Source organism: Halomonas sp. NYA30 (assembly GCF_976980765.1).
This window is the reverse complement of the sequence record NZ_OZ334477.1, coordinates 4,326,958-4,352,686: the sequence shown is the minus strand read 5'-3', so window position 1 is coordinate 4,352,686 and position 25,729 is coordinate 4,326,958. Positions and strand designations below refer to the sequence as shown.

Genomic DNA, 25,729 nt, shown 5'->3' with positions numbered 1-25,729 from the left:
ATTGTATTCAAGAGCATCGTATTCAAAGACATCGTATTCAAGGACATCGTTTAGTAGTCACGCTCAATCATATAGTGGGCTAAGTCGGCCAGCGGTGCAGCACGTTCGCCCAGAGGGGCGAGTGCGGCAATAGCCTCGTCAATCAGGCTGTGCGCTTTACGTTGAGCGCCCTCTAATCCCAGCAGACTTGGGTAGGTGGGCTTGGCTCGGGCGGCATCGGCGCCTGACGTTTTGCCTAAGGTCAAGGTGTCGCCGGTTACATCCAGAATGTCATCGTGAATCTGAAAGGCTAGACCAATGGCGCGCGCGTAGCGAATAAGCGCGGTTAAACGGGGGTCATCGTCGGCAACGGCTACTAAGCCGCCGAGGCGCACAGCGGCAACAATCAGCGCACCGGTTTTATGGGCGTGCATGTGGGCAAGAGCATCGACATCCGGGTGACCACCAACGGCGTCTAAATCCAGTGCCTGCCCTGCCACCATGCCGTCGCGGCCAGCGGCTGAGGCAAGCGTATGGACTAAACTGCACAGCCGAGGATGAGCGGTACCGGCCAGCACTTCAAAGGCTAGCGCCTGCAAAGCATCGCCAGCCAGAATCGCGCTCGCTTCATCAAAGGCTTTATGCACGGTGGGCTGGCCGCGGCGCAGGTCGTCGTCATCCATCGCGGGTAAATCATCATGGATCAGCGAGTAGGCATGGATTAACTCAATTGCCGCGGCGGGAGCATCCAGCGCTTCGTCGTCTGCCCCAAGTGCATAACCGGCCATGTACACCAGCAGTGGGCGCAGGCGCTTGCCTCCGGCTAGCAAGCCGTGGCGCATGGCCGCCTCAAGCCGTGGCGCTACCGCCGGGCGGCTATCGAATAGGGCCGCCAGGGTGGCGTCTACGCGGCTATTGCTGCGGTGGCGCAGGGTGGCAAGCTGGCTCGGCTGGGTGGCTACCATGGGGGCGTCTCCTTGCTCTCTTCGTCGGCCGCATCCTTGGGGTCGTCGGGGCCAGCAAAAGGCGCCACATTCAAGCGGCCTTCGCTGTCTTCACTCAGTGCACGCACCTTAAGTTCGGCGCTATCCAGCCGCTGCTGGGCATCGCGGGTTAGCCGCACGCCCTGTTCAAACGCGGTCAGCGCATCCTCCAATGAGAGCTCGCCTGACTCAAGACGTTCAACGATGGTTTCGAGTTGCTCAACCGTCGCGGCAAAATCCTGCGGAGGTGATGTCGTGTCGCTCATTGGGGTGTGCCTGCAAACCGGTATGTTTTTTAAAATAAGCTGAAATAGGCCCACAGTATACACCGACGCCTGGGGGTGGCGTCTGCCTTTCAGCCTACGCTTGTGGTAACGACTTGCGGTTCATTCATTGTCAGTACGCACACTTTTCATCATCTTGACCCGGCGTGACCGGGGCTGCCTGTGCTACGATATGCGCCTCCCGTGAACCGATACACGGCGCATGCCGCCGACCATAGAGGTTGATTCAGCCATGGCCAAAACGTCCCTGGACAAGAGCAAGATCAAGATCCTGCTACTCGAGGGCGTCCACCAAAGTGCGGTGGACAATTTTCACAACGCCGGTTATGAAAATATCGAGCATCTGCCCACATCGCTTGATGAAGAAGCGCTGATCGAAAAGATTCGCGACGTTCACTTCATCGGCATCCGTTCCCGCACACAGCTGACTGAGCGTGTGTTCGAGGCAGCAGAGAAGCTGGTCGGCGTTGGCTGTTTCTGTATCGGCACCAATCAGGTCGATTTAACCGCCGCGCTTACGCGTGGTATCGCGGTGTTCAACGCGCCGTACTCCAATACCCGCTCGGTGGCCGAGCTGGTGCTGGCAGAAGCAATCATGCTGCTGCGCGGTATTCCTGAGAAAAACGCCCGTGCCCACCAGGGCGGTTGGTTGAAATCAGCCAAGAACTCACATGAAGCGCGCGGTAAAACGTTAGGCATCGTGGGCTACGGCAGCATCGGTGCGCAGCTTTCCGTGCTGGCGGAGTCATTGGGTTTCAACGTAATTTACTACGATGTGATCACCAAGTTGGGAATGGGTAACGCCAGCCAGGTCGCAAGCCTAGAAGAGCTGCTGGGTCGCTCCGATGTCATCAGCCTGCACGTGCCTGATCTTGCCTCTACCCGCTGGATGATCGGCGCCAAAGAGATTGCCGCCATGAAGCCCGGCGCGATCTTTATTAATGCCTCCCGCGGTAGCGTTGTTGAAATCGAACCGCTTGCCGAAGCGCTTAAAGCGGGCCATCTCAACGGTGCGGCGATTGACGTCTTCCCGGTAGAGCCGAAAGGCAACGAAGAAGAGTTCGAAAGCCCGCTACGTGGCCTGGAAAACGTGATCCTGACCCCGCATATCGGTGGTTCTACCCTGGAGGCCCAGGAGAACATCGGTATCGAAGTGTCAGAAAAACTGATCACGTATTCGGACAACGGCACCACGGTGACCTCGGTCAACTTCCCCGAAGTGGCGCTGCCTGCGCACCCCGACAAGCACCGTTTACTGCACATCCACGACAACGTGCCGGGAGTGCTGTCGCAAATTAACCGCGTGCTGTCTGAAAATGGCATCAACATCTCGGGTCAGTACCTACAGACCAACGAGAAAGTTGGCTATGTGGTTATCGATGTCGATAAAGCTTATGGCCCACAGGCGCTGGAAGCGTTGCGTGAAGTCGATCACACGCTGAAAATTCGTGCGCTCTACTCGTCACAAAACAGCTAAAGCCTTTATTAAATAAGTTGGCTGTAAAAACGGCGCCTCGCAAGAGGCGCCGTTTTGGTTGGTGCGGTTTAGTCAACGCGGTGATCAAGCCAAATCAAACAGCAGCACTTCGCCTGCTTCTTTGCCGGTGAGGCTAATCGACTCATCTGGCGTAAACGCCGCAGCATCGCCTGCGCCTAGCGTCTCGCCATTCACTTCCATTTCACCGTTCACTACATGCAGCCAAGCGTGGCGCGAAGGCGGCGCGGTTGGCTGTTCGCCAGCGTTAAACAGGCCCGAGTACAGGTTCACGTCCTGATTAATGCTCACGGAGCCTTCGCGGCCCTCTTCAGAAACCACTAAACGCCACTGGCCTTGACGCTCGGCGGTAGGAAACGCTTTCTGCTCGTAGCTGGGTTTAATGCCGAGCTGCTTGGGTTCAATCCAAATCTGCAGGAAGTGCAGCTCGTTTGTCTTGGAGTGATTGAACTCGCTGTGCAGCACGCCGGTACCCGCTGACATGCGCTGCACGTCGCCCGGTCGCATTACCTCGCCATTGCCCATGTTGTCTTTATGCTCCATCTCACCTTCCAGCACGTAGGAGATAATCTCCATATCCCGGTGAGGATGGGCACCAAAGCCATGGCCGCCCGCGACGCGGTCTTCATTGATCACGCGCAGGGCGCGAAAGCCCATATGGTTGCGGTCAACGTAGTTGGCAAATGAAAAGGTATGGAATGAGCGTAGCCAGCCGTGGTCGGCGTAGCCGCGCTCGTTTGAACGACGAATAATCATGCTGTACTCCGAGATTATGTGATGTGGAATAGTGACAATATACGCCTCGTTGACGCCGCGTGGGGTGAAGGTTTCAGTACGTTTCTGTCGAATAAATCGACGTTTTCAGCGCCAGGTTGCGCTAGAATATGCGCGTCTTAATAACCCGGTCCGTCCTTTACGAGGATGACTACCTGGAGCTTTACATGTCAGTACCCATCCAAATGCCGCCCATTGTGGTCGCGGCGCTGTACAAATTTGTCACCCTGAACGACTTCGAAGCGCTGCGCGAACCGCTTCACCAAACCATGCTCGATAACGGTGTTAAAGGCACTCTGCTGCTCGCTAAAGAGGGCATCAACGGCACGGTGGCGGGCAGTCGCGAAGGCATTGACGGCCTGCTTACCTGGCTGACAGCCGACCCGCGTCTGGCCGATATTGATCATAAAGAGTCCTATTGCGACGAAACGCCGTTCTACCGCACCAAGGTCAAACTCAAAAAAGAGATTGTTACCCTCGGCGTACCGGATATCGACCCCAACGACACCGTGGGCACCTACGTCGAGCCGGAAAACTGGAATGACATCATCGCCGACCCGGAAGTGCTGGTGATCGATACCCGCAACGATTACGAAGTGGCGATAGGTAGCTTTGAGCGGGCGATAGACCCTAAGACCACCACTTTCCGCGAATTTCCCGAGTACGTGCGCGAGCACTACGACCCGGAAAAGCACAAAAAAGTAGCGATGTTCTGCACCGGCGGCATCCGTTGCGAAAAAGCCTCCAGCTTTATGCTCAAAGAGGGCTTTGAAGAGGTTTATCACCTGAAAGGTGGTGTGCTGAACTACCTGGAAAAAGTCCCGGAAGAGCAGTCGCTTTGGCGCGGTGAGTGCTTCGTGTTCGATAACCGTGTGACGGTTCGCCACGACTTGAGCAAAGGCGAGTTTGAGCAGTGCCACGCCTGCCGTATGCCAATCTCCGCCGAGGATATGCAGTCATCTGCGTATGAGCCGGGCATTAGCTGCCCCCACTGCATCGATTCGCTGCCGGAGAAGACCCGCAACGCTGCGCGTGAGCGCCAGCGCCAGATTGACCTCGCCAAAGCGCGCGGCGAACCGCACCCCTTGGGTCGCGATACCCGTTTGATGAAAAAATCCTGATAAAAATGGTGTAGCGCACAAGCATTGCACGCAAAGCTTGTGCGCTAGACTGATGGGCACTGTGTTACTCACATTCAGGAGTTCACCATGCCCACCACCTCTGACGGATCCTTTTCTGAAGAGCTATCTTCACCTGCCACCATCCTGCAACGCCTTGACCAGCAGGGCGTCACAACGCTGACAATGAGCGCGCCAGAGCGCTTTAATGCGCTTTCGGAAGCCATGCTGCAAGCCCTCCACGATGCCTTAGCTGATATTGCCGACGATAGCAGCGTGCGCTGTGTGGTACTTGCCGCCGAAGGCAAAGCCTTCTGTGCTGGCCATGATCTTAAGCAGATGCGCGCTAACCCCGATAAAGCCTATTACCAAACGCTCTTTGCCCGCTGTGGCGAAGTGATGCAGGCCATTGTGAATCTTCCTGTGCCGGTGATTGCTAAAGTTCAGGGCATCGCCACTGCCGCGGGTTGCCAACTGGTCGCGAGCTGTGATCTGGCGGTGGCGGCGCGCAGCGCCCGCTTTGCGGTTTCCGGTATCAACGTTGGGCTGTTTTGCTCCACCCCAGCGGTGGCGCTGTCGCGTAACGTTTCACGTAAGCGCGCCATGGAAATGCTGCTGACAGGCGAGTTTATTAGCGCCGAGCAGGCGGCGGAATGGGGGCTGATTAATCGTGTGGCCGAAGATGATGCGCTGGATGAGGCAACGAAAGAACTGACCGCTAGTATCTGCGCGAAAAGCGCCGTGGCGGTGCGAACGGGAAAAGCCATGTTTGCCCGTCAGCTTGCTATGCCGCTTGATGAAGCCTACGCCTTCGCCGGAGAAACCATGGCCTGCAACATGTTAGCCGAGGATGTGGGCGAAGGGATTGATGCGTTTATGGCTAAGCGGCCACCGCAATGGCGACATCGCTAAGATAACGCCAATGAATGAATGGAATTCGTTTCCGTAAACGCGACAACGGCCGTGTTGGCACGTTATCCTGACGCCCTTTATGTTTTCAGGGAAGGCGCCGTCAGCAAAGGCGTTTTCAGGTAGGAGCGCCTTTTAGGAGATCGCCAGGTGAGTGAAGCCAAGCGCAGGACGGTCGGTCGTCCGGCGAATACCGCCAAAGCCAGCGGCGGGCACAGCCAGTCGCTGGTACGCGGCTTAACGCTGTTGGAGTATCTTGCGGCGAGCCCCCTTGGGCTCGCCCTTTCGGAAGTGGCGGAAATGGCCGAATTAGCGCCATCGACCACCCATCGCCTGTTACAAGCACTGCAAAGCCAGGGGTTTGTCACCCAGGAGAACGAGCAGGGCCTGTGGCGAATCGATGTCAAAACCTTCCGCATCGGCAATAGCTTCCTTGAAGCGCGCGATGTCGTGGCCACCAGCCGGCCATTTTTGCGCCGCCTAACGGCCGAAACCGGCGAAACTGCCAACTTGGGTATCCGCGATGGGGAGACGGCGGTGTTTCTCGCCCAGCATGAGTCGCCCCAGATGATGCGCATGATCACCCGTCTTGGCTCCCGCGCGCCGTTACACGCCTCCGGTGTCGGTAAAGCGTTGCTGGCGTGGATGCCTGATGATGAGCGCGCTCAATTGCTGGATGGCCGCGAGCTTGCCAGAGTGACCGCTAATACGCTTTATCAGCCCGAGACCCTGCAAGAGGAAACCCAGCAAATTCGCGCTCAGGGGTTTGCCTGTGACCGTGAGGAGCATGCGATCGGCCTGCACTGCGTGGCCGCCTGCGTCTTTGACGAACACAGTACCCCGCTGGCGGCAATTTCCGTTTCAGGCCCCATGGCGCGTATCCCTGAAGCGCGTCTGTTAACGCTGGGCGCACTGGTTCGCCAAACGGCCGATGAAATCACCCAACAGCTGGGTGGGCAGGTGCCACGCTAACGCGGGCCGCTGAGTTATGTTAAGCCTTTTTTTTGTCGCCTTCGTCAGCGCGACGCTGCTACCCGGCGGGTCGGAAGTGTGGCTGGCGCGGCTGTGGTGTATGGGCGAACCACCGCTGGCGCTGTGGCTAGTCGCCACTACCGGCAATACCCTGGGCAGCATGATCAACGTTGCATTAGGCCGCTATGCCCGCCGGTTTCAAGACCGTCGCTGGTTTCCTGCCTCGCCACGTAGCCTAGCCCGTGCAGAGGGTTGGTATCACCGCTTTGGTGAGCTAAGCCTACTGATTTCATGGGCGCCGATTATTGGCGACCCCCTTACCGTGTTGGCCGGCGTGTTCCGGCTGCCCTGGTGGCGGTCGCTGGCGTGGATTGTGATCGCTAAGGGCGCCCGCTACGCTGTGGTATTACTGCTCGCGCACTACTGGCTAGCGCCACTGTGCCAATAAAACGTCTTATTAATTAAGGCATGTTACCCTGTACAACTTTTTAACAAGCTGCACAGGCAGTGTAGAGTGTAGGCAGCCGTTAGATTGAAAAGAACACTCACCCAAAAGGAGGTTAAGGTGTGAAGCCACTTCGTTTACTACCCTGGCTAGGTGTCTGGCTGTTGGCAATGATTGCCCTATTGGCCACGCCAGCCATGGCACAGAGCACGCCGAGTGAATCGGCCAGCGCCGAAGGCACGGCATCATCAGAAGCCTCGGCCCCGACATCTTACGAGGCGCTGGCCAATTTATTGGAAGATGAGCAGTCGCGCCAAGAGTTGATTGAGATGTTGCGCAGTCAAGCCTCAGCGCTGCCCGAGGGAATTGCCAATGAGCTTTCGCCAGAAGCTGCCGCTCAAGGCAGTGAGATAGCGCCGGAGGATGTCTCGTTGCCGCGCCAGCTAGCCGAACTCACTAGTCGTGTGGTTAGCGACGTGGGCGGGCAGTTTGAGCAAGTGGTTGGCATTGTAGGCGGGCTGTTCGCCGGTCAAGAAGCCGATAGTGTCTTTGACATGGCCGCGTTCACCAGTGCGGCGATTAATCTGGGCCTGGTGATTGTCGCGACCTTTGCGATGTTTATGATTTTCAGGCGCTTGGCGAAGCCGCTGTTTACGAAAATCAGTGGCTGGTCGCTGAACGGTAGTAACTTAACACCCGTGTTGCGCTTGATTACCTGTGTGGCCATTGCGGCGGTGATAGATGTACTGCTGGTAAGCGTTTCCTACGTAGGTGGCAATCTATTAGCTACCTTTGCGATTGGTGAAGCGGGTGAGCTGTCTACCCGCGCCTCCCTATTCTTAAATGCCTTCCTGGTGATCGAGTTGCTCAAAGCCGGGGTGCGGATGCTGTTCTCTTCACACTATGAAGGGCTGCGCCTACTGCCTATTTCGACCCAGGAAGCGTCCTATTGGAACCGCTGGTTGGCGCGCTTGATTGGCATGGTAGGTTACGGCCTGATGGTCGTGGTGCCGTTGATTAATTTCTATGTGGCGGCGTCGTTAGGCCAGGCAGTCGGCACGCTGATCATGCTGTTGGCGTTTATTTATGCCGTGGCTGTGGTGCTTAAGAACCGCCTCCGCCTACGCAATAACCTGAATGATATGGCGGCAAAATCAACCTTAACCGCCAGCCGTGTTTCCCTGCAGCTATTTGCCCGCACTTGGCACCTGTTCGCGCTGCTGTATTTCTTAATCGTGTTTGTGCTGACGTTAACGCGGCCCGGCGATGCGCTACCCTTTGTGATGTTTGCCACCCTGAAGTCCCTGGCCGCCATCGTGGTCGGACTGCTGGTGTCGTCCTTCCTTACCCAGACCATTGGCCGCCGTATCACGCTGTCAGACGACCTGCGGCGCAAACTGCCGCTGCTTGAAAAGCGTCTGAATAGTTACGTTCCCAATGCACTGCGTGTGCTGCGTACCGTCATTCTGATCGTGGTCATCATGATGGTGTTGAACGCCTGGGGCGCGTTTGATCTAGCCGCTTGGTATGCCTCTGAACGTGGTGCCAATTTGGTCGGCAATTTGATCAGTGTCGCGGTAATTTTGATTGTCGCGCTAGCAGTGTGGCTGGGGCTGGCGAGCCTGATCGAGCATAAACTCAACCCGGAAACCGGCTATGGCGAACCTTCCGCGCGGGCGAAAACGCTGCTTAGTCTGTTCCGTAATGCGCTGGCCATCGCCATGGTGACCATTACCGGCATGATTGTGCTGTCGGAAATCGGCATCAATATTGGCCCGCTGATCGCCGGTGCTGGTGTACTCGGTCTGGCGATTGGTTTTGGCGCGCAGAAGCTGGTGCAAGATGTTATTACCGGGGTGTTTATTCAGGTAGAAAATGCCATGAACACCGGTGACGTGGTCACGGTGGGTGGCGTGACAGGTACCGCCGAACGGCTCAGCATTCGCTCGGTCGGCATCCGCGACTTGTCTGGCACCTATCACATCGTGCCGTTCTCGAGTGTGGACACCGTTTCCAACTACATGCGTGAGTACGGCAACCATGTGGGCGAATACGGTATTGGCTATAACGAGAGCATCGACGAAGCTATTGAGCAGCTCCAATTGGCCTTTGAAGATCTCAAAGCCAGCGAAGAGTACGGGAATAAGCTGCTCGCTGACCTAACCGTGGCTGGTGTGGTGGCCCTGGCAGATAGCTCCGTGAACATTCGTGTGGTGATCAAAACCACGCCGGGCGACCAGTGGGGTGTTGGCCGCGCTTATAATCGCTTGGTGAAGTTGCGCTTTGATGCGGCGGGTATTGAAATTCCCTTCCCACACACCACGCTCTACTTTGGTGAGACCAAAAATGGGAAGACACCACCTGCCAATGTGCGTGTCTTGGAGTCAACCGCTAAAGAGAAGGATGTGGAAGAGAAGCCCATTGTTCAGAGTGATAGCCAGGCGAGTGTTCAGCAAACCCGTGAACCTGATCATCTTAAGCCTGACCACGATGACGTCGATGAAAGGTAGTGTGTGATTGACGACACCGTAAGCATAAGCGAGGCCGCCTTAGGGCGGCCTCGTTGCGTTTTAACGACGCTCATTGTTAGGGGCTGCCGCTTCTTAAAGAAGCATCGGCTTATAACGCATGCTTATAATGTATAGTTTTCCGAGTGACGCCCCTCAATATTGATTGATTCCCCGCCATCGACAAACAGAATTTGCCCAGCTACAAAAGTATTGTCCAACAAGTAATACAGTGCTTGTACAAGATGGGCGGGTTCTCCCTGCTGTTTCAGCGGAATGCCTTCAATACGCCACTGCACATAGTCACTGGTGCGCTGGGAGGCAGGCAGCACCACGCCAGGGGCAAGACCATTAATGCGAATACGCGGGGCGAACTCAAGCGCCGCCATGCGGGTCATCTCCGCTAAACTCTTTTTCGACAATAAATACGCTGCGTACGGGTATTGATGATAGGCCACTTTGTTATCAATGATATTGATCACCTGGCCCTCTTGAACCACCTCGGCAAAGTGGCGCGTCAGCAGTAGCGGGGTAAACATATTGACTCGGAACTGAGCTTCCAGCATCGCCAGATCCGTCCCGGCAATCGGTGCAGGCTCATAGGCGGAGGCGCTATTCAGCAGCAAATTAAGCCCTGGGAAACGCTGCTTTGCCGACTGTATTAAGACGTTTAGGTCGTCGTTTAAAAAATCGCAGTGAAATATTTCACACTCTCGTCCTTTGGCGCGAATACCGCTGGCGACCTCTTCAGCCTCTTCGCGGGAGCGATTAACGTGCAGTGCAATGTCATACCCCGCGTCGGCCAATGCTTCAGAAAAGTATCGGCCCAAGCGAGTGGCACCGCCGGTGACCAAAGCAGCTTGTTGATGCATAAAGCGTTCCCTATCGTTTTATGGATATGCAAAACTCTCTGCGTGAGTGCAGCGTTTGTCAATAACTTATACAGAGCTTGAACATGGCAGGGGCCTGGAGGTATTTATAACGCTGGCTCACAATAGGGTAGTTCCATGTTTCCTAGAAAACGCCACTAACATAGGATGTCGCCATGCCCCCCACGACATTGCCTAGCGAACAGGCTGTCTCCCTTCATGAATGTTTGATCTCCCTGGGGTCCAATATCGACCCTGAGCACTATTTTGATCAGGCGCTAACGATTCTTAGCCAGGAGTGCAAGCTCTTGGCGCGCTCAAAAGCGATACGCACAACACCGGTAGGTTATCAGCAGCAGCCTGATTTCTTAAATGCTGCACTATTAGTCAGCACTTCACTTGAGCAAGCAGCGTTTCGTGCCTATCTCAAGGAAGTGGAAGACCGGTTGGGTCGAGTACGCGGCGCGATTAAGTCGGGGCCACGCACGATGGATCTCGATATGGTGGCGTGGGATGGGGAAGTTGTGGATGAGGGTTACTACCAGCATGACTATGTCAAAGTACCGGTCGACGAAGTTCTCGCTAGCAGCGGCCGCACCCTTGAGCCAGTAAAACGCTTATGATTTTTATGGCTAGGCCGATAGTAACGTTATAGCCGCCAGCGTCTGGGTCGGTTAACTTCCTCCGGAGGCGTGCGTTGCTCAGCCTTAATACCAACCTGATGTCGCTTACCGTGCAAAATAACCTGCGCGGCAGTCAGCAAGCCATGCAGACCGCTATGCAGCGCCTCTCATCCGGGCTGCATATCAATAGTGCTAAAGATGACCCGGCGGGACAGGCGATTGCCAACCGCATGACGGCGCAAATCAACGGTATGACTCAGGCAATTCGCAATACCAATGACGGCATCTCCATGGTGCAAACGGCGGAAGGCACGCTCAATCAGATTAACGATAACCTGCAGCGCATTCGCGAACTAAGCGTACAAGCGGCCAACGGCACCAACTCGTCTGATGATCTTGTCTCGATTCAGGACGAGATTGACCAGCGCTTGGAAGAGATTGACCGCATCGCCGAGCAGAGTAACTTCAATGGCATTGGACTGGTTAATGAGACTAAATCATTAAACATTCAGGTTGGCGCGAACGCTGGCGATAGCATCGCGGTGCGTTTTGAAGGTATGGACTTGCAGGGGTTGGCGCTGGAAGGCTTAAGCGTACTGGATGATGGCAATGGGACGGAAAAACCTATTGATAGGGTGGATGAGGCGATTAAGCGGCTAGATCGTCAACGCAGCTATATGGGCGCCGTGCAGAGCCGTTTTGAGAGCGTTATCGATGGCCTCAATAGCAATATTATCAATACCTCCGCCGCCCGCTCGCGTATTCAGGATGCCGATTACGCCCAGGAAGTCTCAAACCTGATTCGCGCACAGATCCTTCAGCAAGCAGGTATCGCTATGTTGGCCCAGGCCAACCAGCAGCCGCAGATGATTTTGCGCCTACTGGAAGGATTATAAATTAGCCAGGGCCAGAGCGGCTTACCTATTCAATAATGCCCTGTTCGCGGGCCATGGCGTAGGCCGCTTGAGGGCCATTCCAGAGCGATGGCAGCAGTATCAACGACACCGGAATGGCGGTGATGACGATAAACTGCTGCAACGCGCCAATCTGACCGGCACCCATATAGAGCAGTACCGCCGCCATGAGCGCCATAGCGATGCCCCAGAAGGCTCGCATTACCGGGCTGGGGTTGTCATGACCCGCACCGACCACAGCAATGGCATAGCTCATTGAGTCGCCGGTGGTGGCTACGAAAATCGTCGTCAGCATTAAAATTGCCAGTGCCATCCAGGTGCCGCCGGGCAGCGCCTGGGCGACGGTCAGCGTCGCGACATCAAACTGAAAGTTATTAAGTGCTTCGGTTAAATCAATCACGCCAGTGAGCTGGTAATAGATACCCGAGCCACCGAGCAGGGTAAACCAAACGGTAGTGGCGATAGGGGCGAGAATCGCCACCGCCACAATCATTTCGCGAATGCTGCGACCGCGGGAAATTCGCGCCACAAAAATGGCCATCACCGGTGCGTAGCCGATAAACCAGGCAAAGAAAAACACCGTCCACCACTGCATCCACCACGCTGGTGCCGTCTCAGCGGTCATGGTCGCCATGGTAAAGAATTCGCTGACATAAGCGCCCATACCGGAAACGTAGCTATTGACCAGGAACAGCGTTGGGCCAAAGACAATAATCACTGCCCCAATACCTAACGCCAGCAGCACGTTAAACCGGCTGAGTATTTGAATGCCTTTGTGTACGCCGCTCATGGAGGAGAGCACGTAGATGCTGGCAAGTATGCCCAGAATAATCAGTTGGCCGGTATAGCCTTCCGGCAGGCCAAACAGCTCATGAAGACCAAAACTAACCTGAGTGGCCAGAAAGCCAATGGGCCCCACCGTGCCCGCCACCAACGCAATCACACAGCAGGCGTCGACTAAACCGCCCAGTGGGCCACGCATTAAGCGCTCACCGAGTATCGGGTAGAGCAGCGTGCGTGGTTGCAGCGGCTGGCCTTTTACGTAGTGCGCATGCGCGAGAACCACTGCGGTTAATGACCCCAGTACCGCCCAGGCCATAAAACCCCAGTGCATAAAGGATTGGCCTAGCGCACCAGAAACAGCTTCGGCAGTGCCCGCTTCGCTATCAAAGGCGGGCGGCGTTACTACAAAGTGATAAATCGGCTCACCTGCGGCAAAAAATACGCCACCACCCGCCAACAGAGTGCACAAAATGATCGAGAGCCATTTAAACGTGCTCATTTCTGGTGCATCTAAATTGCCGATTTTCGCTTTTGCAGCTGGCGTCATGGCTAAACCGATGGCAATAAAGAACGTCATCAAAAGTAGTAGCTGAAAGTAGCTACCTAAAACTAACGCCGTCCACGCGAAGCCTGCGCTGATGCTATCCGCCACCAGCGCTACGTCGTAAAACGACAGCGCCAGAAAAGCGACAATAAAGCCGATACTCAAGATCAGCACAATAGGATCGCCAAGCGAAAACCGTTGAGAGCCCTCAGCGTTGGGGCTTGGTTGGGTCATATCAAATTACCTTATGGGGAGCAGGAAGGAGCGGAAATCTAGCCTATCAAAGTGCGTCGTTAAGCATGTCATGCACGAACACAGAGAAATTACGGATAAAAAAAAGCGCCATTCAATGAATGGCGCGAGGACAGGAAACTAAGCACAGTATAACGCCAATATAGACCAACGTCTAATAAAGTTACTAGTTTGGTGCGCAATGCTATTTAAGTGCACCCTAATAAAGCATGTGGGACATTGGGAGCAAGTACTGGGGCATGAAAAATCTTCTAAATACTCAATTAGTTAATATGACTGGCTGTTAACTATTTGAATTTAATTGTTTTATTAAAAATTGGCAGTGTCCATGCTAAGTATACAGCACGTTTTTTGTATACAAGGTGAGCTCGCTATGAACGCTTCATTGTCAGTTATTCGAGGGTTGAAACGCACTGCACTAGCAGGCGCTAGTGCTTTTTTGTGGCTGCCTACTCTGGGGCAGGCCGAAGAGACAACGATTCGCTTCCAACTAGATTGGCGCTTTGAAGGGCCAGCGGCGCCCTTTCTAATGGCTGAAGCCCGCGGCTACTTTGCAGATGAAGGTCTTGATGTACAAATTGATTCCGGTAGCGGCTCCGCGGGGGCGATTAACCGCGTTGCCTCTGGTGCTTACGAAATGGGATTTGGTGATCTTAATGCGCTGGTGGAGTTTTTAGCCGAAAACCCTGATGGCCCCGGCATCAGCGGTGTTTATATTGTATACGACGGCACGCCTGCGGCTGTCTTTGCCCGTAAAGATAGCGGTATTGAAAGCCCGGCGGATTTAGCCGGTAAAACCATTGCCGCGCCCGCTTTTGATACCGGCTACCGTGCCTGGGGGATTTTTGCCGAGGCCAATGATCTCGAAGCCGACGCCGTTGAGTGGCAGAACGTCGACCCCTCTCTACGCGAAACGCTGCTGAGCCGTGGTGATGTGGATGCCATTACCGGTTTCTACTTCACCAGTCTGCTCAACCTTGAAGAGCGTGGCATGAGTGAAGATGAGCTCACCATCATGCCATTCTCCGATTATGGGGTGCCGCTTTACGGAAATGCCATTATCGCCAGCGATGAGTTTGCTGAGGAGCATCCTGACGCCGTGCAGGGCTTTTTGCGTGCCTTCAATCGCGCCCTGGGGGAAACACTTGAAGACCCAGAAGCGGCAATTGAGTATGTGCGAGAGCGCGATAGTTTAATCGATGTGGACATGGAAACCCGGCGCTTGAAACTGGCCCTGGATAGCGTGGTAGACACCCCGGATGCACGCGAGTATGGCGTTGGCGGTGTTGATGAAGAGCGCTTGCGTGAAGCTATTCAGCTGGTTGCCGATGCCTACGACCTGCCGACGCTGCCATCGCCTGATCAAGTGTTCGATTCACACTACCTCCCGCCGAGCGATGAACGCCAACTATTCGATCAAGAAGGCAAATAAGAATGGCGGCTGGTTTTGTTACTTTTGACAACGTGAGTCACGCCTACGATGGCAGCGGCAATGCTATTGAAGCGATCGATTTGAGCATCCACGAGGGTGAATTTGTGGCCTTCGTGGGCCCATCCGGGTGTGGAAAGTCGACCTTCATGAAGCTGTGTACGGGTCTTCAGTCGCCCACTGGCGGCGCCATTAATGTGGATGGTGAGCCAGTGACCGGGCCGCTTAAAATATCGGGCATGGCGTTTCAGAACGCTAACCTACTGCCCTGGCGCACTACCCTTGAAAATATCTTGCTGCCGCTGGAAATCGTTAAACCCTACCGCTATCAGTTTCGCAAACGCCGGGAAGAGTTTGTCGGTTGGGCACGCAAGCTGCTCAAAACGGTCGGGCTTGAAGGCTACGAAGACCAGTACCCCTGGCAGCTTTCCGGTGGCATGCAGCAACGTGCGTCGATTTGCCGAGCGCTGATTCACCAGCCGCGCTTATTAATGCTCGATGAGCCGTTTGGTGCGCTGGATGCGTTTACCCGTGAAGAGCTGTGGTGCGTGCTGCGCGACCTGTGGGAAGCGCAGCGTTTCACCGTGGTGTTGGTAACCCATGACCTGCGCGAAGCAGCCTTTCTCGCCGATACCGTCTACATCATGAGCTGTCGCCCAGGGCGAGTGATCGAGCGTCGCCAAATCGAGCTTCCTCGCCCCAGGGCGTTGGAAACCACTTACCAAAAACCCTTTATTGATCTGGTGCAGGAACTGCGCGCCCAGATTGGCGAAGTGCGCAGTACTTAATGGCAGTAGTTAATAACCGTACTTAATAAACGTACGTAGCACTTAATGAAAGGCGCACTTATGACGAAAAATAATCAGTTAATTGAAAGGCTGGCGCCCTGGATTGCAGTGGTCGCACTGGTCGTCATCTGGGAAGTCACGGTGCGGGTGTTTGATGTGCCTAGCTTTATCCTCCCCAGCGCCCTGGAAACCGCCCAAGCGCTGGTGACCTACGCCGGGCCTATCGCTATGCATTCCTGGCAGACCTTCTGGACCACGCTGATCGGCTTTGGTCTGGGCGTCGCGGTGGGATTGGTGTTGGGCTTTATTATCGGCTCGTCACGCTTTCTATATAACGCCTGTTACCCGCTGCTAGTGGGCTTTAATGCCATTCCCAAAGTGGCGTTCGTGCCTATCTTAGTGGTCTGGTTTGGCATCGGTTCGGTACCGGCGATTCTTACCGCCTTTTTAATCTGCTTCTTTCCCATTGTGGTCAACGTCGCGACTGGCCTGGCAACGCTGGAACCTGAGATGGAAGACGTGCTGCGCGTACTGGGTGCGCGGCGTATGGATGTGCTTTTGAAGGTCGGTTTACCGCGTTCGCTGCCGTACTTTTTTGCCTCGCTAAAAGTGGCGATTACCTTGGCCTTTGTAGGCACGGTAGTGTCGGAAACCGTCGCCTCCAATCAAGGTATCGGCTACTTGATGATGAGCGCAGGTTCGCAAATGCGCATGGGGCTGGTATTTGCCGGGCTGCTGGTGATTAGCGCCATGGCGATGGTGATGTACGAACTGTTTGCCCAATTAGAAAAACGCATGACCGCCTGGGCCCATCGTGGTCAGGGGCGTTAACTGCCGCAGCGGCAACGTATCGTTGTGGTATTGACTCGCTGGCATTGTCAGCTTTTATGAACGAGGGGAACGCATGAATTATTTATCCACAGCCGGTTTAGTCGCTGCCATGTTGATATCACCGTTTGCATCGGCTGAGAAGTTATTTTCAGACTCGAGTATCTCACTGCTGTATAGCGATCAGTATCAAGCATTTGGCAGAGAGGAACGCACCGATACTTACGTGACGTTTGAGAACGTCACCGCGCACGACTGGGGTGGCACCTTTCTGTTTGTAGATCGCAATCAGGGGAGGGGCAGGGCCGATGGCGACGACGACCTGTACGGCGAATTCTCCCCGGCGTTAAGCCTTGGCTGGCTGAGCGGCGTTGATTTGCAGCGGGGTTTGCTTAAAGACGTATCGCTGGCGGGCACTTACGAATTTGGCGGCGGCACCGATGCCACCAATATCCTGACGGGCGTTAGCTTTGCCTGGGACGTGCCAGGAACCCAGTATTTCAATAGCACGTTCTATTACGTGAACAACAGTGAAATCGCCGATGACCTGCAGCTGACGCTAACCTGGGGAGCGCCTTTCGAGGTAGGGGCGTCGCGCTTCTTGTTTGATGGCTACATCGATTACTCGTCGGCGGCGTCGGATCATGCCGCAGAGTTTCATTTCAATCCGCAGTTGAAACTTGATTTGGGCCACTATCGCGGCCACCCAGGCGTACTTTACGCCGGGATCGAGTACTCGTACTGGCACCATAAATATGGCCTTGCCGACGATGTCATGGACACCGAAAGCGCCGTCAGCGCGCTGGTTAAATTCCACTTCTGATCGTCAAGGGGAAGCGCCGCCCAGGCGCTACCAACGATAAAGCAGTGAAGCGCTGGTGGTACTGTCGGTTCGCTCACTGGTCTCGTCAGGCGGCTGGGAGTTGTGTTTAATCTCATGGGATAAGCGCAGCGACAGCTTCGAGTTGAGCCTGGCGGTAAGTGCTGTTAACGAGCGAGAGGTGGTGTTTTGGTCGGTATACTCCACCGACATTTCCTGCTCAATATCAGCGTAGTCAGAAAATCCCCAACGATAATCCAACGCCGTGTAGGTCACCATTAAGCGTTCATCTTCGTACTCGCGCAGCCGGTCGTGACGATAGCCAGGGCCTGCTTCTAACGACAGCGTATGGGTGCCATTCTCCAGAATCTGGCGCCCGTAACCCCCAATCGCAGACAACTGCTGGTCATAACCGGCAAAGCGGTCTTTCTCCCAGCGGGCAAAGCCAAAAAGATAGTGCGGGCCGTCTAGCTCATAGCGCTCACGCCCGGCAACCAGGTACTGCTCGGCACTGGTTTCGTTATCTTTACTGACTGTGCGGACTTCACCGCGTAGCGAGTAGGTAAACTTACCGGTTAACCAAGTCAGCAGGGTTTTGCCGATCAACGTTTGGCTATTGGTATTGCCTGAAAGGTGGGTAAACCCTAGCTCGGCATCGCCGCTGAATACGGGCGCATCTTCCTGGGGCGGCGGTGGGGCGTAAAACGGGCTGGCATAAGCCGCGGTTAACCACAGTGGCCAACAGGCCAACACAAAAATCCATCGAACGATTGCCACTACATCCCTCCTTGGTTTTGGCAGCGCAGTATTATATCAGCGAACGATGACACGAGTGATGGCAATTAACGCCGTTTGCTGGCGCGTGCCATAATGGTGCGGTCACGCATTTCGAGTCTCCTTATGAGCGTTCCTCGCCCCCGAACATTAGCCGAACTGCAGCGCTGGCGGCGAACCCGTGCGAGGCGCAGTTGGTATAAACGCAGTTTTCGCCTGCAGGTGATGCTGTTGGTCGGGCTGCTCTTGGCGGGCATGCTACTGGCCCAGGGAACGTATCTCAATCTCCGCAAAGCGGAAATTATTAGCCAGCAGATGGGCGAACGCGCGCTGGCGGTGACCAAAACAGTGGCGTCAATGCCGCAAATTATCAACGCGTTCGAGATCCCTGACCCCGCCTATATTATTCAGCCGCTGGCAGAACGGGTTCGCCATGAAACCGGGGCGCGCTATGTCGTGGTTGGCAATGCTCAAGGCATCCGCTACTCCCACCCGTTGCCCGAGCGGATTGGGAAACCGATGGTGGGCGGCGATAACGATCAAGCGCTGATCCATGGTCAGTTCTATGTCTCTGAGGCGACCGGTTCACTAGGCACCGCCATGCGCGGCAAAGCGCCCATTTGGGATGAAGAGGGCAATATTATTGGCCTGGTGTCCGTCGGCTTTATGATGGATCGCGTCGAGATGGACGTGGCGCGCTACAACAGCGTTGGCTGGGTACTGGTAGCGCTGATGATCTGCCTGGGGTTTGCCGGAGCCTATTGGCTGTCGCAGCACCTTAAAAAGGTCATTCTCGGCCTGGAGCCTTACGAGATTGCCCGACTAGCGATGGAGAAAGAAGCCATTTTGCAGTCGATCCACGAAGGCATCCTGGCGGTTAACCGGGAAGGACATATCACCCTGGTCAACCAGCAGGCGCGGCGCTTTCTCAACTTGGATGACGAACATGTGCTGCTGGGGCAACCCATTCGTGAGGTGGTGCCTAATTCCAGGCTGCTAGAGGTACTCCGGCGCGGTGAACAGGAATTCGATCAGGAGATGTGGCTGGGTGATCATCCTGTTGTCGTCAACCGGGTGCCGATTCTGTACGAGGGAGAGATTGAAGGAGCGGTGGCCACCTTCCGTAGCCGCCGCGAGATAGTCGACCTCTCCCAAGCGCTAACCCAGGCCAGCCGAGATGTAGATATGCTGCGCGCCCAGGCCCACGAGTTTTCCAACAAGCTCTACACCATCTCTGGGTTACTGCAGTTACAGCGCATTGATGAAGCCTTGGCGCTGATCCACCAGGAGACCGAACGCGCCCAGGCACAAATGAGCTTTTTAATGCGCAACGTGGCTGATGCCGTGCTTAGCGGCACGCTGCTGGGTAAACTAACCCGCGCGCGGGAGCTCGGCGTGACGCTGGAAATTGACGAGCAAAGCTCGCTCTCTTGCCCGCTAACGCCCACCGGGCAAGAGGTAATGATGAGCGTGGTGGGTAACTTACTGGACAACGCCTTCTATGCCGCGCTGAATGGGCCAAGCGAAGAGCCCAACGTGCGGCTGTTTTTCACTGATTTGGGCGAGCAGCTGCTAATCGAAGTGGAAGATAACGGGCCGGGGGTGCCCGCTCAATTTGCCGAGTCGATTTTCCAGGAGGGTTTCTCGACCAAAACTGGCAAGCACCAGGGCATTGGCCTAGCGCTGGTAGCGAGGCTCTGTCGCCAGCACGGCGGCGCAGTGACGCTTGAAGAGAGCGAACTGGGTGGCGCCTGCTTTACCGCAGTACTCGACCGCTCGTTGTGCGCGCAGCAATATTGACTACCGTCTCAACAACAATTTCAAAAACAGTGACCACAACGGCTAGGGGGAAGTAATGTCTGATGGGCAGTACGGCATTTTGGTCGTTGAAGACGATTTTCGCATTGCCGATATTCACAGAGCTTTTATTGAGCAGAGTGACGGCTTTTATGTGGCTGGCATGGCGCGCAACGGTAGTGAAGCTAAAGCGCTAATGGCGGAGCGCGCTTCCAGCATCCAATTGATTTTATTAGACGCCTATCTTCCTGATGTGGAGGGTTTAGAGCTGCTGTGGGCGATTCGCCGTGACCATGTACATGTGGATATCGTCATGGTCACCGCCGCCCGGGAAGTGGAAACCATCAGCGAAGCGCTGCGCGGCGGGGTTTTCGACTATCTGATCAAGCCCATCGAAGCCTCGCGGATGACCCAGATGCTGACTCGCTTTCGTCGCGAGAGAGAGGCGTTGGCCAACCGTGCCGAGATGAATCAGGACGAGCTGGATCATGTACTGGCGCGCTTGAAGCCCGGCGAAACGCCGCGTGCTAAAACTCAATCATTGCCCAAAGGGATTGATCGGCTGACGCTGCGCCGGGTGATCGACTCACTGGCTGCCGCCCCCGACTCGCTTACCGCCATGCAGATGGCGCGCACCATGGGCGCTAGCCGCTCAACCGCGCGGCGGTATTTAGAGTTCCTGGTCGCCGAGCAGGCAGTGAGTGCCGAGCTGGGCTATGGTGATGTAGGGCGGCCCGAGCGACGCTACCGATTGTTAGCAACGGCACACAAGTGGCTAGATGCTCTATAAGTGCTGACTGCAAGCAAACAGGCGTGAACAAAATGAACAAAATGCCCGTAAAGAACTTTTTGTCTTTTATGCGCACAAGCTTGTCGGTCAGGGTAGTGGTCTTCTAACGTTCGCGACGTGCAGTCTCACAATAAGACGCCTCACACAACAACATCAATACAACCGTACCCACACAACAACACTGATACGTGGAGAACGCCATGACTCATTTTAAACTCCTAACTCTGCTGGCCCTGCCGCTAGCGGCTGTTACCACCTTTTCCAGTACCGCTTCAGCCTTCGAGCCTGAAGGTAAAGTAGAGTGTATTGCGCCCTCTGACCCGGGCGGCGGCTGGGACTTTACCTGTCGCAGTGTGGGTAATGTCATGCAAGAACTTGATCTAGTGCCAGCGAATGTACAAACCATCAACATGGCTGGCGCTGGTGGCGGTGTGGCGTTTGCTCATACCGTCAGCAAGCGCGCTGGCGACGACCATCTGCTGGTGGCTGCATCTACCGCCACGACCACTCGTCTGGCTCAAGGGCAATTCCCCGGGTTGACTGCCGATCAGGTCAATTGGATCGGTGCCCTAGGGGCGGATTACGGGATTATCGCCGTGGCCGCTGATTCCGAGATTGATGACCTCAATGAACTGATGGAATCGCTCAAAGAAGACCCGCGCAGTGTTAAGTTCGCTGGCGGTAGCGCTAAGGGTGGCTGGGATCATCTTAAAGTTCTGATTGCCGCTCAAGCAGCCGATGTCGAAAACCTTCCCCGCATTGCCTACCTTTCTTACAACAATGGTGGCGAAGCGTTAACCCAGGTGATCGGTGGGCACGTGGATGCCTTTACCGGTGATATCACTGAAGCCCAAGGGTTTATGGAGTCCGGCGATTTGCGCGTGCTGGCTGTGCTTTCCGAAGAGCGTTTGCCCGGCGACCTAGCCGACATCCCCACTGCCCGTGAGCAAGGCATCGACGCCCTTGGCCCCAACTGGCGCGGCTTTTATATGCCTGCGGATGTCTCCGAAGAAGCTGAAACGTATTGGACCGATGCCATGGACACTATTTACCAGAGTGAAGAGTGGCAGAACGTCATGGCTCAAAACGGTTTGATGCCTTTCCACATGACTGCTGGTGAGTTTGAAGAGTTTGTACTCAACCAGATCAGTGACATTGAACAGCTTTCTAAAGATATCGGGTTGATTCAGTAATGACCTTTAACGACCGCATCTTTGGGGTCTTGATGATCGTCCTGGCCGTCGCGTACGGCTGGGCCGCCACTCAGTTCCCGGAGCCGTTTGGTGGGGCCGAGGCTGTCGGTCCTGACACTTTTCCGAAGCTGCTGGCCGTGGTGCTGGCCATTTCCAGCCTTTATCTGATTGTACGCCCTGACCCTGACAATGCCTGGCCATGGAGCCGTACCGGTATTGAGCTGATTATCGCCGTAGTGGTGCTGATCTTTTACGCCATGCTGCTTCAGCCACTGGGCTTTATTATTAGCACCACGTTGGCGGTGGGGACGCTTTGCTGGCGCATGGGGGCTCGGCCGCTCAATGCTTACATGACCGGGGCAGTCTCGGCAGTGGTGGTGTACTTTCTGTTTAGTTTTGCACTTGATCTCGCCTTACCGCTGGGTCTGTTGTCATTCCTGGAGGTGAACTGATGGAAACTCTAGGTTACCTAATGGATGGTTTTGGCGTTGCTCTGCAGCCCCATAACCTGATGTTCGCCTTGCTAGGTGCTTTTCTGGGCACCTTGATTGGCGCCTTGCCGGGGTTAGGCCCCGCCAATGGCGTGGCCATTCTGATACCGCTGGCATTTAGCTTGGGGCTCGCCCCAGAAACGGCTCTGATTATGCTGACGTCAGTGTATGCGGGTGCCATGTACGGTGGGCGTATATCATCGATTCTGTTGAATATTCCCGGCGATGAACCGGCCATGATGACCTGTCTTGACGGGTATCCTATGGCCCAGAAGGGCAAGGCTTCCGAGGCACTGGCAATCTCTGCCGTGGCCTCCTTTATCGGTAGTCTGATCGCCACGATTGGTTTGATTCTGCTGGCGCCACTGCTGGCTAATTTTGCCCTGACGTTCGGTCCGGCAGAATATTTCGCACTCTTCCTGCTGGCGTTCGCTACCTTAGGCGGCATCACCGGCAAAAACCCTATCAAAACGGTAGTCGCCGCCAGTATTGGCTTAATGATCGCCACGGTGGGTATCGACAATACCGGCGTGCAGCGCTACACCTTCGGGGTACTCGAACTTTTTGAAGGCGTAGACTTCATCATTGCTATCGTCGGCCTGTTTGCCATTTCCGAACTGCTGTTCTTCATTGAGGAGCGTGCAGGCGGTGGTAAGGAAAAGATGAAGGTCAATAAACTTTCGCTTTCCTGGAAGGATATCCGCGACATTCTACCCACCAGCTTCCGTGGAGGGGTGTTGGGGTTTGTTGCCGGCGTGCTACCGGGTGCCGGTGCTTCGTTGGGTAGCTTCATCAGCTATACCCTTGAAAAACGTGTGTTGGGTAAAAAGGGTAATTTTGGAGAAGGCGACCCGCGCGGTGTGGCGGCGCCTGAAGCTGGCAACAACGCCGCTTCGAGCGGTGCTCTGGTTCCCATGCTAACGCTGGGTGTGCCGGGTAGTGGTACTACCGCAGTACTCTTAGCGTTATTGATTTCGCTCAACATCACCCCTGGGCCGCTGATGTTCACCCAGAATGCCGACATCGTCTGGGGCGTGATCGCAGCGCTATTGATCGGTAACTTTTTGCTGCTGATCCTTAATATTCCGTTGGTGGGCATCTTCGTCAAGCTGCTGTCCGTGCCGCCGATGTACTTGTTGCCGATCGTCACGATGATTGCCTTCGTGGGTATCTACTCGATCAGTAACACCATCTTTGACCTCTACTTCATGGTGGCCTTTGGGGTGGGTGGTTATGTCCTGCGTAAGCTTGAGATTCCGCTGGTGCCAGTGATTCTTGGCTTGTTGTTGGGGCCCGAAATGGAGAAGAACCTACGCCATGCCATGGATATCTCCGATGGCGACTGGATGATTCTTTGGGATAGCGGCCTAGCTATCGGCCTTTGGGTGTTTGCTGGATTGGGCTTGATCTTGCCTTATATCGTGGGCCCCCTCCTGCGTCGTGGGATGAAGGGAGCAAAGCCTACGTCAGGCTCGCCTGAAAGCGATTAATACGTAAAGCAGTAATGTTGAGCAACGGGGCGCCGACGAAAGTCGGCGCCCCTTTTTTCTTCTTGTATTTCTTATAACTGCAGAGTAATTGGAAAGTTTCTAAATTGTATATGGCTAATCTAAGTGCCGAGTTGGTGCGTTGAATCTTATTGGTGCATTGATAAAGTGCTTCAGCAACAAGCTTATGCTTTATTTTGGTGCGCTTGGCGACAATTAGGAATATTAAATTTTAACTAAGTCACTGATTGGGTAAGTATAAATGATCTTTGTGCCAATCTGGCGCACCCCTTGCAAGTGTTAAAGGCTAGTGGACGTATTGGGGGGAGCTAACACAACAACCCCAAGTGCGAAGCCAATCATCAAGCCCCGGTCATAACAAACCCCAGCCATAAGGGGTGCAAGGAGATTAACAATGAACACTCTCAATCGCTCGACACACCCGCGCTCATTGCTGTCAGGTGGCCGATTCGCGACCGCTCTGCTGACTGCCGCTGTTATGGGTGCCAGCACCCAAGCCGTCGCCCAAGATGATGACCCAATCAAAGTCGGTATCCTGCACTCCCTCTCTGGCACCATGGCGATCAGTGAAACGGTTCTTAAAGACACCGTTGAAATGCTGATTGAACAGCAGAACGAAGCCGGTGGTTTGCTGGGCCGTCAGTTGGAAGCCGTGGTGGTGGATCCTGCCTCTAACTGGCCGCTGTTTGCCGAACGTGCTCGTGAGCTATTGGCACAAGAAGAAGTCGACGTCATCTTCGGTAACTGGACCTCGGTATCGCGTAAATCGGTACTGCCCGTCGTTGAGGAACTCAACGGCCTGCTGTTCTACCCGGTGCAGTATGAAGGCGAAGAGTCCTCTGAAAACGTCTTCTACACCGGCGCAGCGCCTAACCAGCAGGCGATTCCTGCGGTTGAATACCTTATCAACGAAGTGGGTATCGAGCGCTTTGCGCTAGTGGGTACTGACTATGTCTATCCGCGTACCACCAACCGTATCCTTGAAGCCTTCCTCAAGGACGAACACGGCATCGCGGATGAGGACATCATGGTCAACTACACGCCGTTCGGTCACTCCGATTGGCAGAACATCGTGGCCGAAATTCGCCGTTTCGGCGAAGAGGGTAAACCCACTGCGGTGATCTCGACCGTGAACGGCGACGCCAACGTGCCGTTCTATACCGAGCTTTCCAACCAGGGCATCGACGCGGCCGATATTCCGGTCATCGCCTTCTCGGTGGGTGAGCAGGAGCTGACCGGTATCGATACCGCGCCGCTAGTGGGCCACTTGGCTGCCTGGAACTACTTTATGAGCGTCGATAACGACGACAACTACGACTTTATCGATGCCTGGATTGAGTACACCGGCGACGATATGGCCGTCACCAACGACCCAATGGAAGCGCACTACATCGGCTTCAACATGTGGGCCGAAGCGGTTCGCAAAGCGGGCACGACAGACGTCGACACGGTTAAAGACGCCATTATTGGTGTCACCGTGCCTAACCTCTCCGGCGGCTATGCGGCGATGATGCCCAACCACCACATCACCAAACCGGTGTTGATCGGTGAGATTCAGGACAACGGCCAGTTCGACATCGTGTGGCAGACGCCTTCTACCGTGGCGGGCGATGCTTGGTCTGACTACCTGCCTGGCTCGCGTGACCTGATTGCCGATTGGCGCAAGCCGATGGAGTGCGGCAACTTTAACGTCGTGAACGGCTCGTGCGGTGGCAGCACCGCAGCAGAAGAAGCCGAAGCGGCACTCGCTGAGTAAGGCATAACACCTCCCTTGCCGCGCCGTGGTTCGATGGTTGGCGCGGCAAGGAGCACGCTATCTTTCCCTCTTAGATAACCGTTTTTAAATAACCAAAGGAAGAA

The 25,729-nt window shown here is 55.2% G+C and carries 24 protein-coding genes; 18 read left to right on the top strand and 6 right to left on the bottom strand.

Annotated features, from left to right (window positions below; genetic code table 11):
• Positions 1-50: 50 nt before the first annotated feature.
• Positions 51-944 carry a farnesyl diphosphate synthase gene (locus tag ACWI0H_RS20135; RefSeq protein ID WP_485874354.1) on the bottom strand — a complete coding sequence of 298 codons (894 nt, stop codon included), beginning with the start codon at positions 942-944 and terminating at the stop codon, positions 51-53.
• On the bottom strand, positions 938-1,228 hold the full coding sequence (locus ACWI0H_RS20130; protein ID WP_101146847.1) for an exodeoxyribonuclease VII small subunit: 291 nt from the start codon (positions 1,226-1,228) through the stop codon (positions 938-940). Before ACWI0H_RS20130 ends, ACWI0H_RS20135 begins: the two co-directional genes overlap by 7 nt.
• Before the next feature lie 250 nt (positions 1,229-1,478).
• On the opposite strand from ACWI0H_RS20130, the gene serA reads away from it, so the two are divergent.
• Positions 1,479-2,723, top strand: coding sequence for a phosphoglycerate dehydrogenase (gene serA / locus ACWI0H_RS20125; RefSeq protein WP_339883052.1), 1,245 nt, complete (start codon positions 1,479-1,481; stop codon positions 2,721-2,723).
• 84 nt (positions 2,724-2,807) lie between these two features.
• Here serA and ACWI0H_RS20120 read toward each other — a convergent pair whose 3' ends face one another.
• The gene (locus ACWI0H_RS20120; RefSeq protein WP_339883300.1) at positions 2,808-3,497 is read right to left on the bottom strand and encodes a pirin family protein; all 690 of its coding nucleotides are present in this window, start codon (positions 3,495-3,497) and stop codon (positions 2,808-2,810) included.
• Positions 3,498-3,682: 185 nt separating this feature from the next.
• On the opposite strand from ACWI0H_RS20120, the gene trhO reads away from it, so the two are divergent.
• From trhO to ybiO, 5 genes are all read left to right on the top strand, one after another.
• Positions 3,683-4,636, top strand: a complete 954-nt coding sequence (gene trhO, locus ACWI0H_RS20115) for an oxygen-dependent tRNA uridine(34) hydroxylase TrhO (protein WP_336269361.1) — start codon at positions 3,683-3,685, stop codon at positions 4,634-4,636.
• Between the two features lie 87 nt (positions 4,637-4,723).
• Positions 4,724-5,545 (top strand): enoyl-CoA hydratase, encoded by an 822-nt coding sequence (locus tag ACWI0H_RS20110; protein WP_485874353.1) that lies wholly within the window; start codon positions 4,724-4,726, stop codon positions 5,543-5,545.
• A 147-nt stretch (positions 5,546-5,692) separates the two neighbouring features.
• The gene (locus ACWI0H_RS20105) at positions 5,693-6,514 is read left to right on the top strand and encodes an IclR family transcriptional regulator domain-containing protein (RefSeq protein ID WP_101146842.1); all 822 of its coding nucleotides are present in this window, start codon (positions 5,693-5,695) and stop codon (positions 6,512-6,514) included.
• Between the two features lie 16 nt (positions 6,515-6,530).
• Positions 6,531-6,962, top strand: a complete 432-nt coding sequence (locus tag ACWI0H_RS20100) for a YqaA family protein (protein ID WP_485874352.1) — start codon at positions 6,531-6,533, stop codon at positions 6,960-6,962.
• A 119-nt stretch (positions 6,963-7,081) separates the two neighbouring features.
• Positions 7,082-9,469 carry a mechanosensitive channel protein gene (ybiO, locus tag ACWI0H_RS20095; RefSeq protein WP_485874351.1) on the top strand — a complete coding sequence of 796 codons (2,388 nt, stop codon included), beginning with the start codon at positions 7,082-7,084 and terminating at the stop codon, positions 9,467-9,469.
• 122 nt (positions 9,470-9,591) lie between these two features.
• Here ybiO and ACWI0H_RS20090 read toward each other — a convergent pair whose 3' ends face one another.
• Positions 9,592-10,338, bottom strand: a complete 747-nt coding sequence (locus ACWI0H_RS20090) for an SDR family NAD(P)-dependent oxidoreductase (protein WP_336273487.1) — start codon at positions 10,336-10,338, stop codon at positions 9,592-9,594.
• 173 nt (positions 10,339-10,511) lie between these two features.
• On the opposite strand from ACWI0H_RS20090, the gene folK reads away from it, so the two are divergent.
• Both folK and ACWI0H_RS20080 read left to right on the top strand, forming a co-directional pair.
• A complete protein-coding gene (folK, locus tag ACWI0H_RS20085) occupies positions 10,512-10,958 on the top strand; it encodes a 2-amino-4-hydroxy-6-hydroxymethyldihydropteridine diphosphokinase (RefSeq protein ID WP_101146838.1) in 447 nt (148 codons plus the stop codon).
• Between the two features lie 74 nt (positions 10,959-11,032).
• Entirely contained in the window at positions 11,033-11,854 is an 822-nt protein-coding gene (locus ACWI0H_RS20080; RefSeq protein ID WP_485874350.1) for a flagellin N-terminal helical domain-containing protein, read from the top strand.
• A gap of 25 nt (positions 11,855-11,879) precedes the next feature.
• On the opposite strand, the gene ACWI0H_RS20075 is transcribed toward ACWI0H_RS20080, so the two are convergent.
• Positions 11,880-13,433, bottom strand: coding sequence for a BCCT family transporter (locus ACWI0H_RS20075; protein WP_485874349.1), 1,554 nt, complete (start codon positions 13,431-13,433; stop codon positions 11,880-11,882).
• 391 nt (positions 13,434-13,824) lie between these two features.
• Here ACWI0H_RS20075 and ACWI0H_RS20070 point away from each other — a divergent pair, with 391 nt between their 5' ends.
• The 4 genes from ACWI0H_RS20070 (at position 13,825) to ACWI0H_RS20055 (ending at position 17,319) form a co-directional block, all read left to right on the top strand.
• Positions 13,825-14,883 carry an ABC transporter substrate-binding protein gene (locus ACWI0H_RS20070; protein WP_232774920.1) on the top strand — a complete coding sequence of 353 codons (1,059 nt, stop codon included), beginning with the start codon at positions 13,825-13,827 and terminating at the stop codon, positions 14,881-14,883.
• A gap of 2 nt (positions 14,884-14,885) precedes the next feature.
• Entirely contained in the window at positions 14,886-15,668 is a 783-nt protein-coding gene (locus tag ACWI0H_RS20065) for an ABC transporter ATP-binding protein (protein WP_101146834.1), read from the top strand.
• Positions 15,669-15,728: 60 nt separating this feature from the next.
• Complete coding sequence (locus ACWI0H_RS20060) at positions 15,729-16,499, top strand: ABC transporter permease (RefSeq protein ID WP_101146833.1); 771 nt, start codon at positions 15,729-15,731, stop codon at positions 16,497-16,499.
• A 73-nt stretch (positions 16,500-16,572) separates the two neighbouring features.
• Positions 16,573-17,319 (top strand): outer membrane protein OmpK, encoded by a 747-nt coding sequence (locus tag ACWI0H_RS20055; protein WP_101146832.1) that lies wholly within the window; start codon positions 16,573-16,575, stop codon positions 17,317-17,319.
• Between the two features lie 27 nt (positions 17,320-17,346).
• Here ACWI0H_RS20055 and ACWI0H_RS20050 read toward each other — a convergent pair whose 3' ends face one another.
• The gene (locus ACWI0H_RS20050; protein ID WP_485874348.1) at positions 17,347-18,093 is read right to left on the bottom strand and encodes a DUF481 domain-containing protein; all 747 of its coding nucleotides are present in this window, start codon (positions 18,091-18,093) and stop codon (positions 17,347-17,349) included.
• Positions 18,094-18,216: 123 nt separating this feature from the next.
• On the opposite strand from ACWI0H_RS20050, the gene ACWI0H_RS20045 reads away from it, so the two are divergent.
• The 6 genes from ACWI0H_RS20045 to urtA all read left to right on the top strand — a co-directional run bounded on the left by ACWI0H_RS20045 (position 18,217) and on the right by urtA (position 25,625).
• On the top strand, positions 18,217-19,890 hold the full coding sequence (locus ACWI0H_RS20045; RefSeq protein ID WP_485874347.1) for an ATP-binding protein: 1,674 nt from the start codon (positions 18,217-18,219) through the stop codon (positions 19,888-19,890).
• Between the two features lie 55 nt (positions 19,891-19,945).
• On the top strand, positions 19,946-20,677 hold the full coding sequence (locus ACWI0H_RS20040; RefSeq protein WP_485874346.1) for a response regulator: 732 nt from the start codon (positions 19,946-19,948) through the stop codon (positions 20,675-20,677).
• Positions 20,678-20,877: 200 nt separating this feature from the next.
• Complete coding sequence (locus ACWI0H_RS20035; RefSeq protein WP_485874345.1) at positions 20,878-21,870, top strand: Bug family tripartite tricarboxylate transporter substrate binding protein; 993 nt, start codon at positions 20,878-20,880, stop codon at positions 21,868-21,870.
• Positions 21,870-22,322 carry a tripartite tricarboxylate transporter TctB family protein gene (locus tag ACWI0H_RS20030; protein WP_290701859.1) on the top strand — a complete coding sequence of 151 codons (453 nt, stop codon included), beginning with the start codon at positions 21,870-21,872 and terminating at the stop codon, positions 22,320-22,322. The genes ACWI0H_RS20035 and ACWI0H_RS20030 overlap by 1 nt, the downstream gene beginning before the upstream one ends.
• Positions 22,322-23,851: a tripartite tricarboxylate transporter permease gene (locus tag ACWI0H_RS20025; RefSeq protein ID WP_485874344.1), complete on the top strand. Its 1,530-nt coding sequence runs from the start codon at positions 22,322-22,324 to the stop codon at positions 23,849-23,851. Before ACWI0H_RS20030 ends, ACWI0H_RS20025 begins: the two co-directional genes overlap by 1 nt.
• 412 nt (positions 23,852-24,263) lie before the next feature.
• Positions 24,264-25,625, top strand: coding sequence for an urea ABC transporter substrate-binding protein (gene urtA / locus ACWI0H_RS20020; protein WP_485874343.1), 1,362 nt, complete (start codon positions 24,264-24,266; stop codon positions 25,623-25,625).
• Positions 25,626-25,729 lie beyond the last annotated feature (104 nt).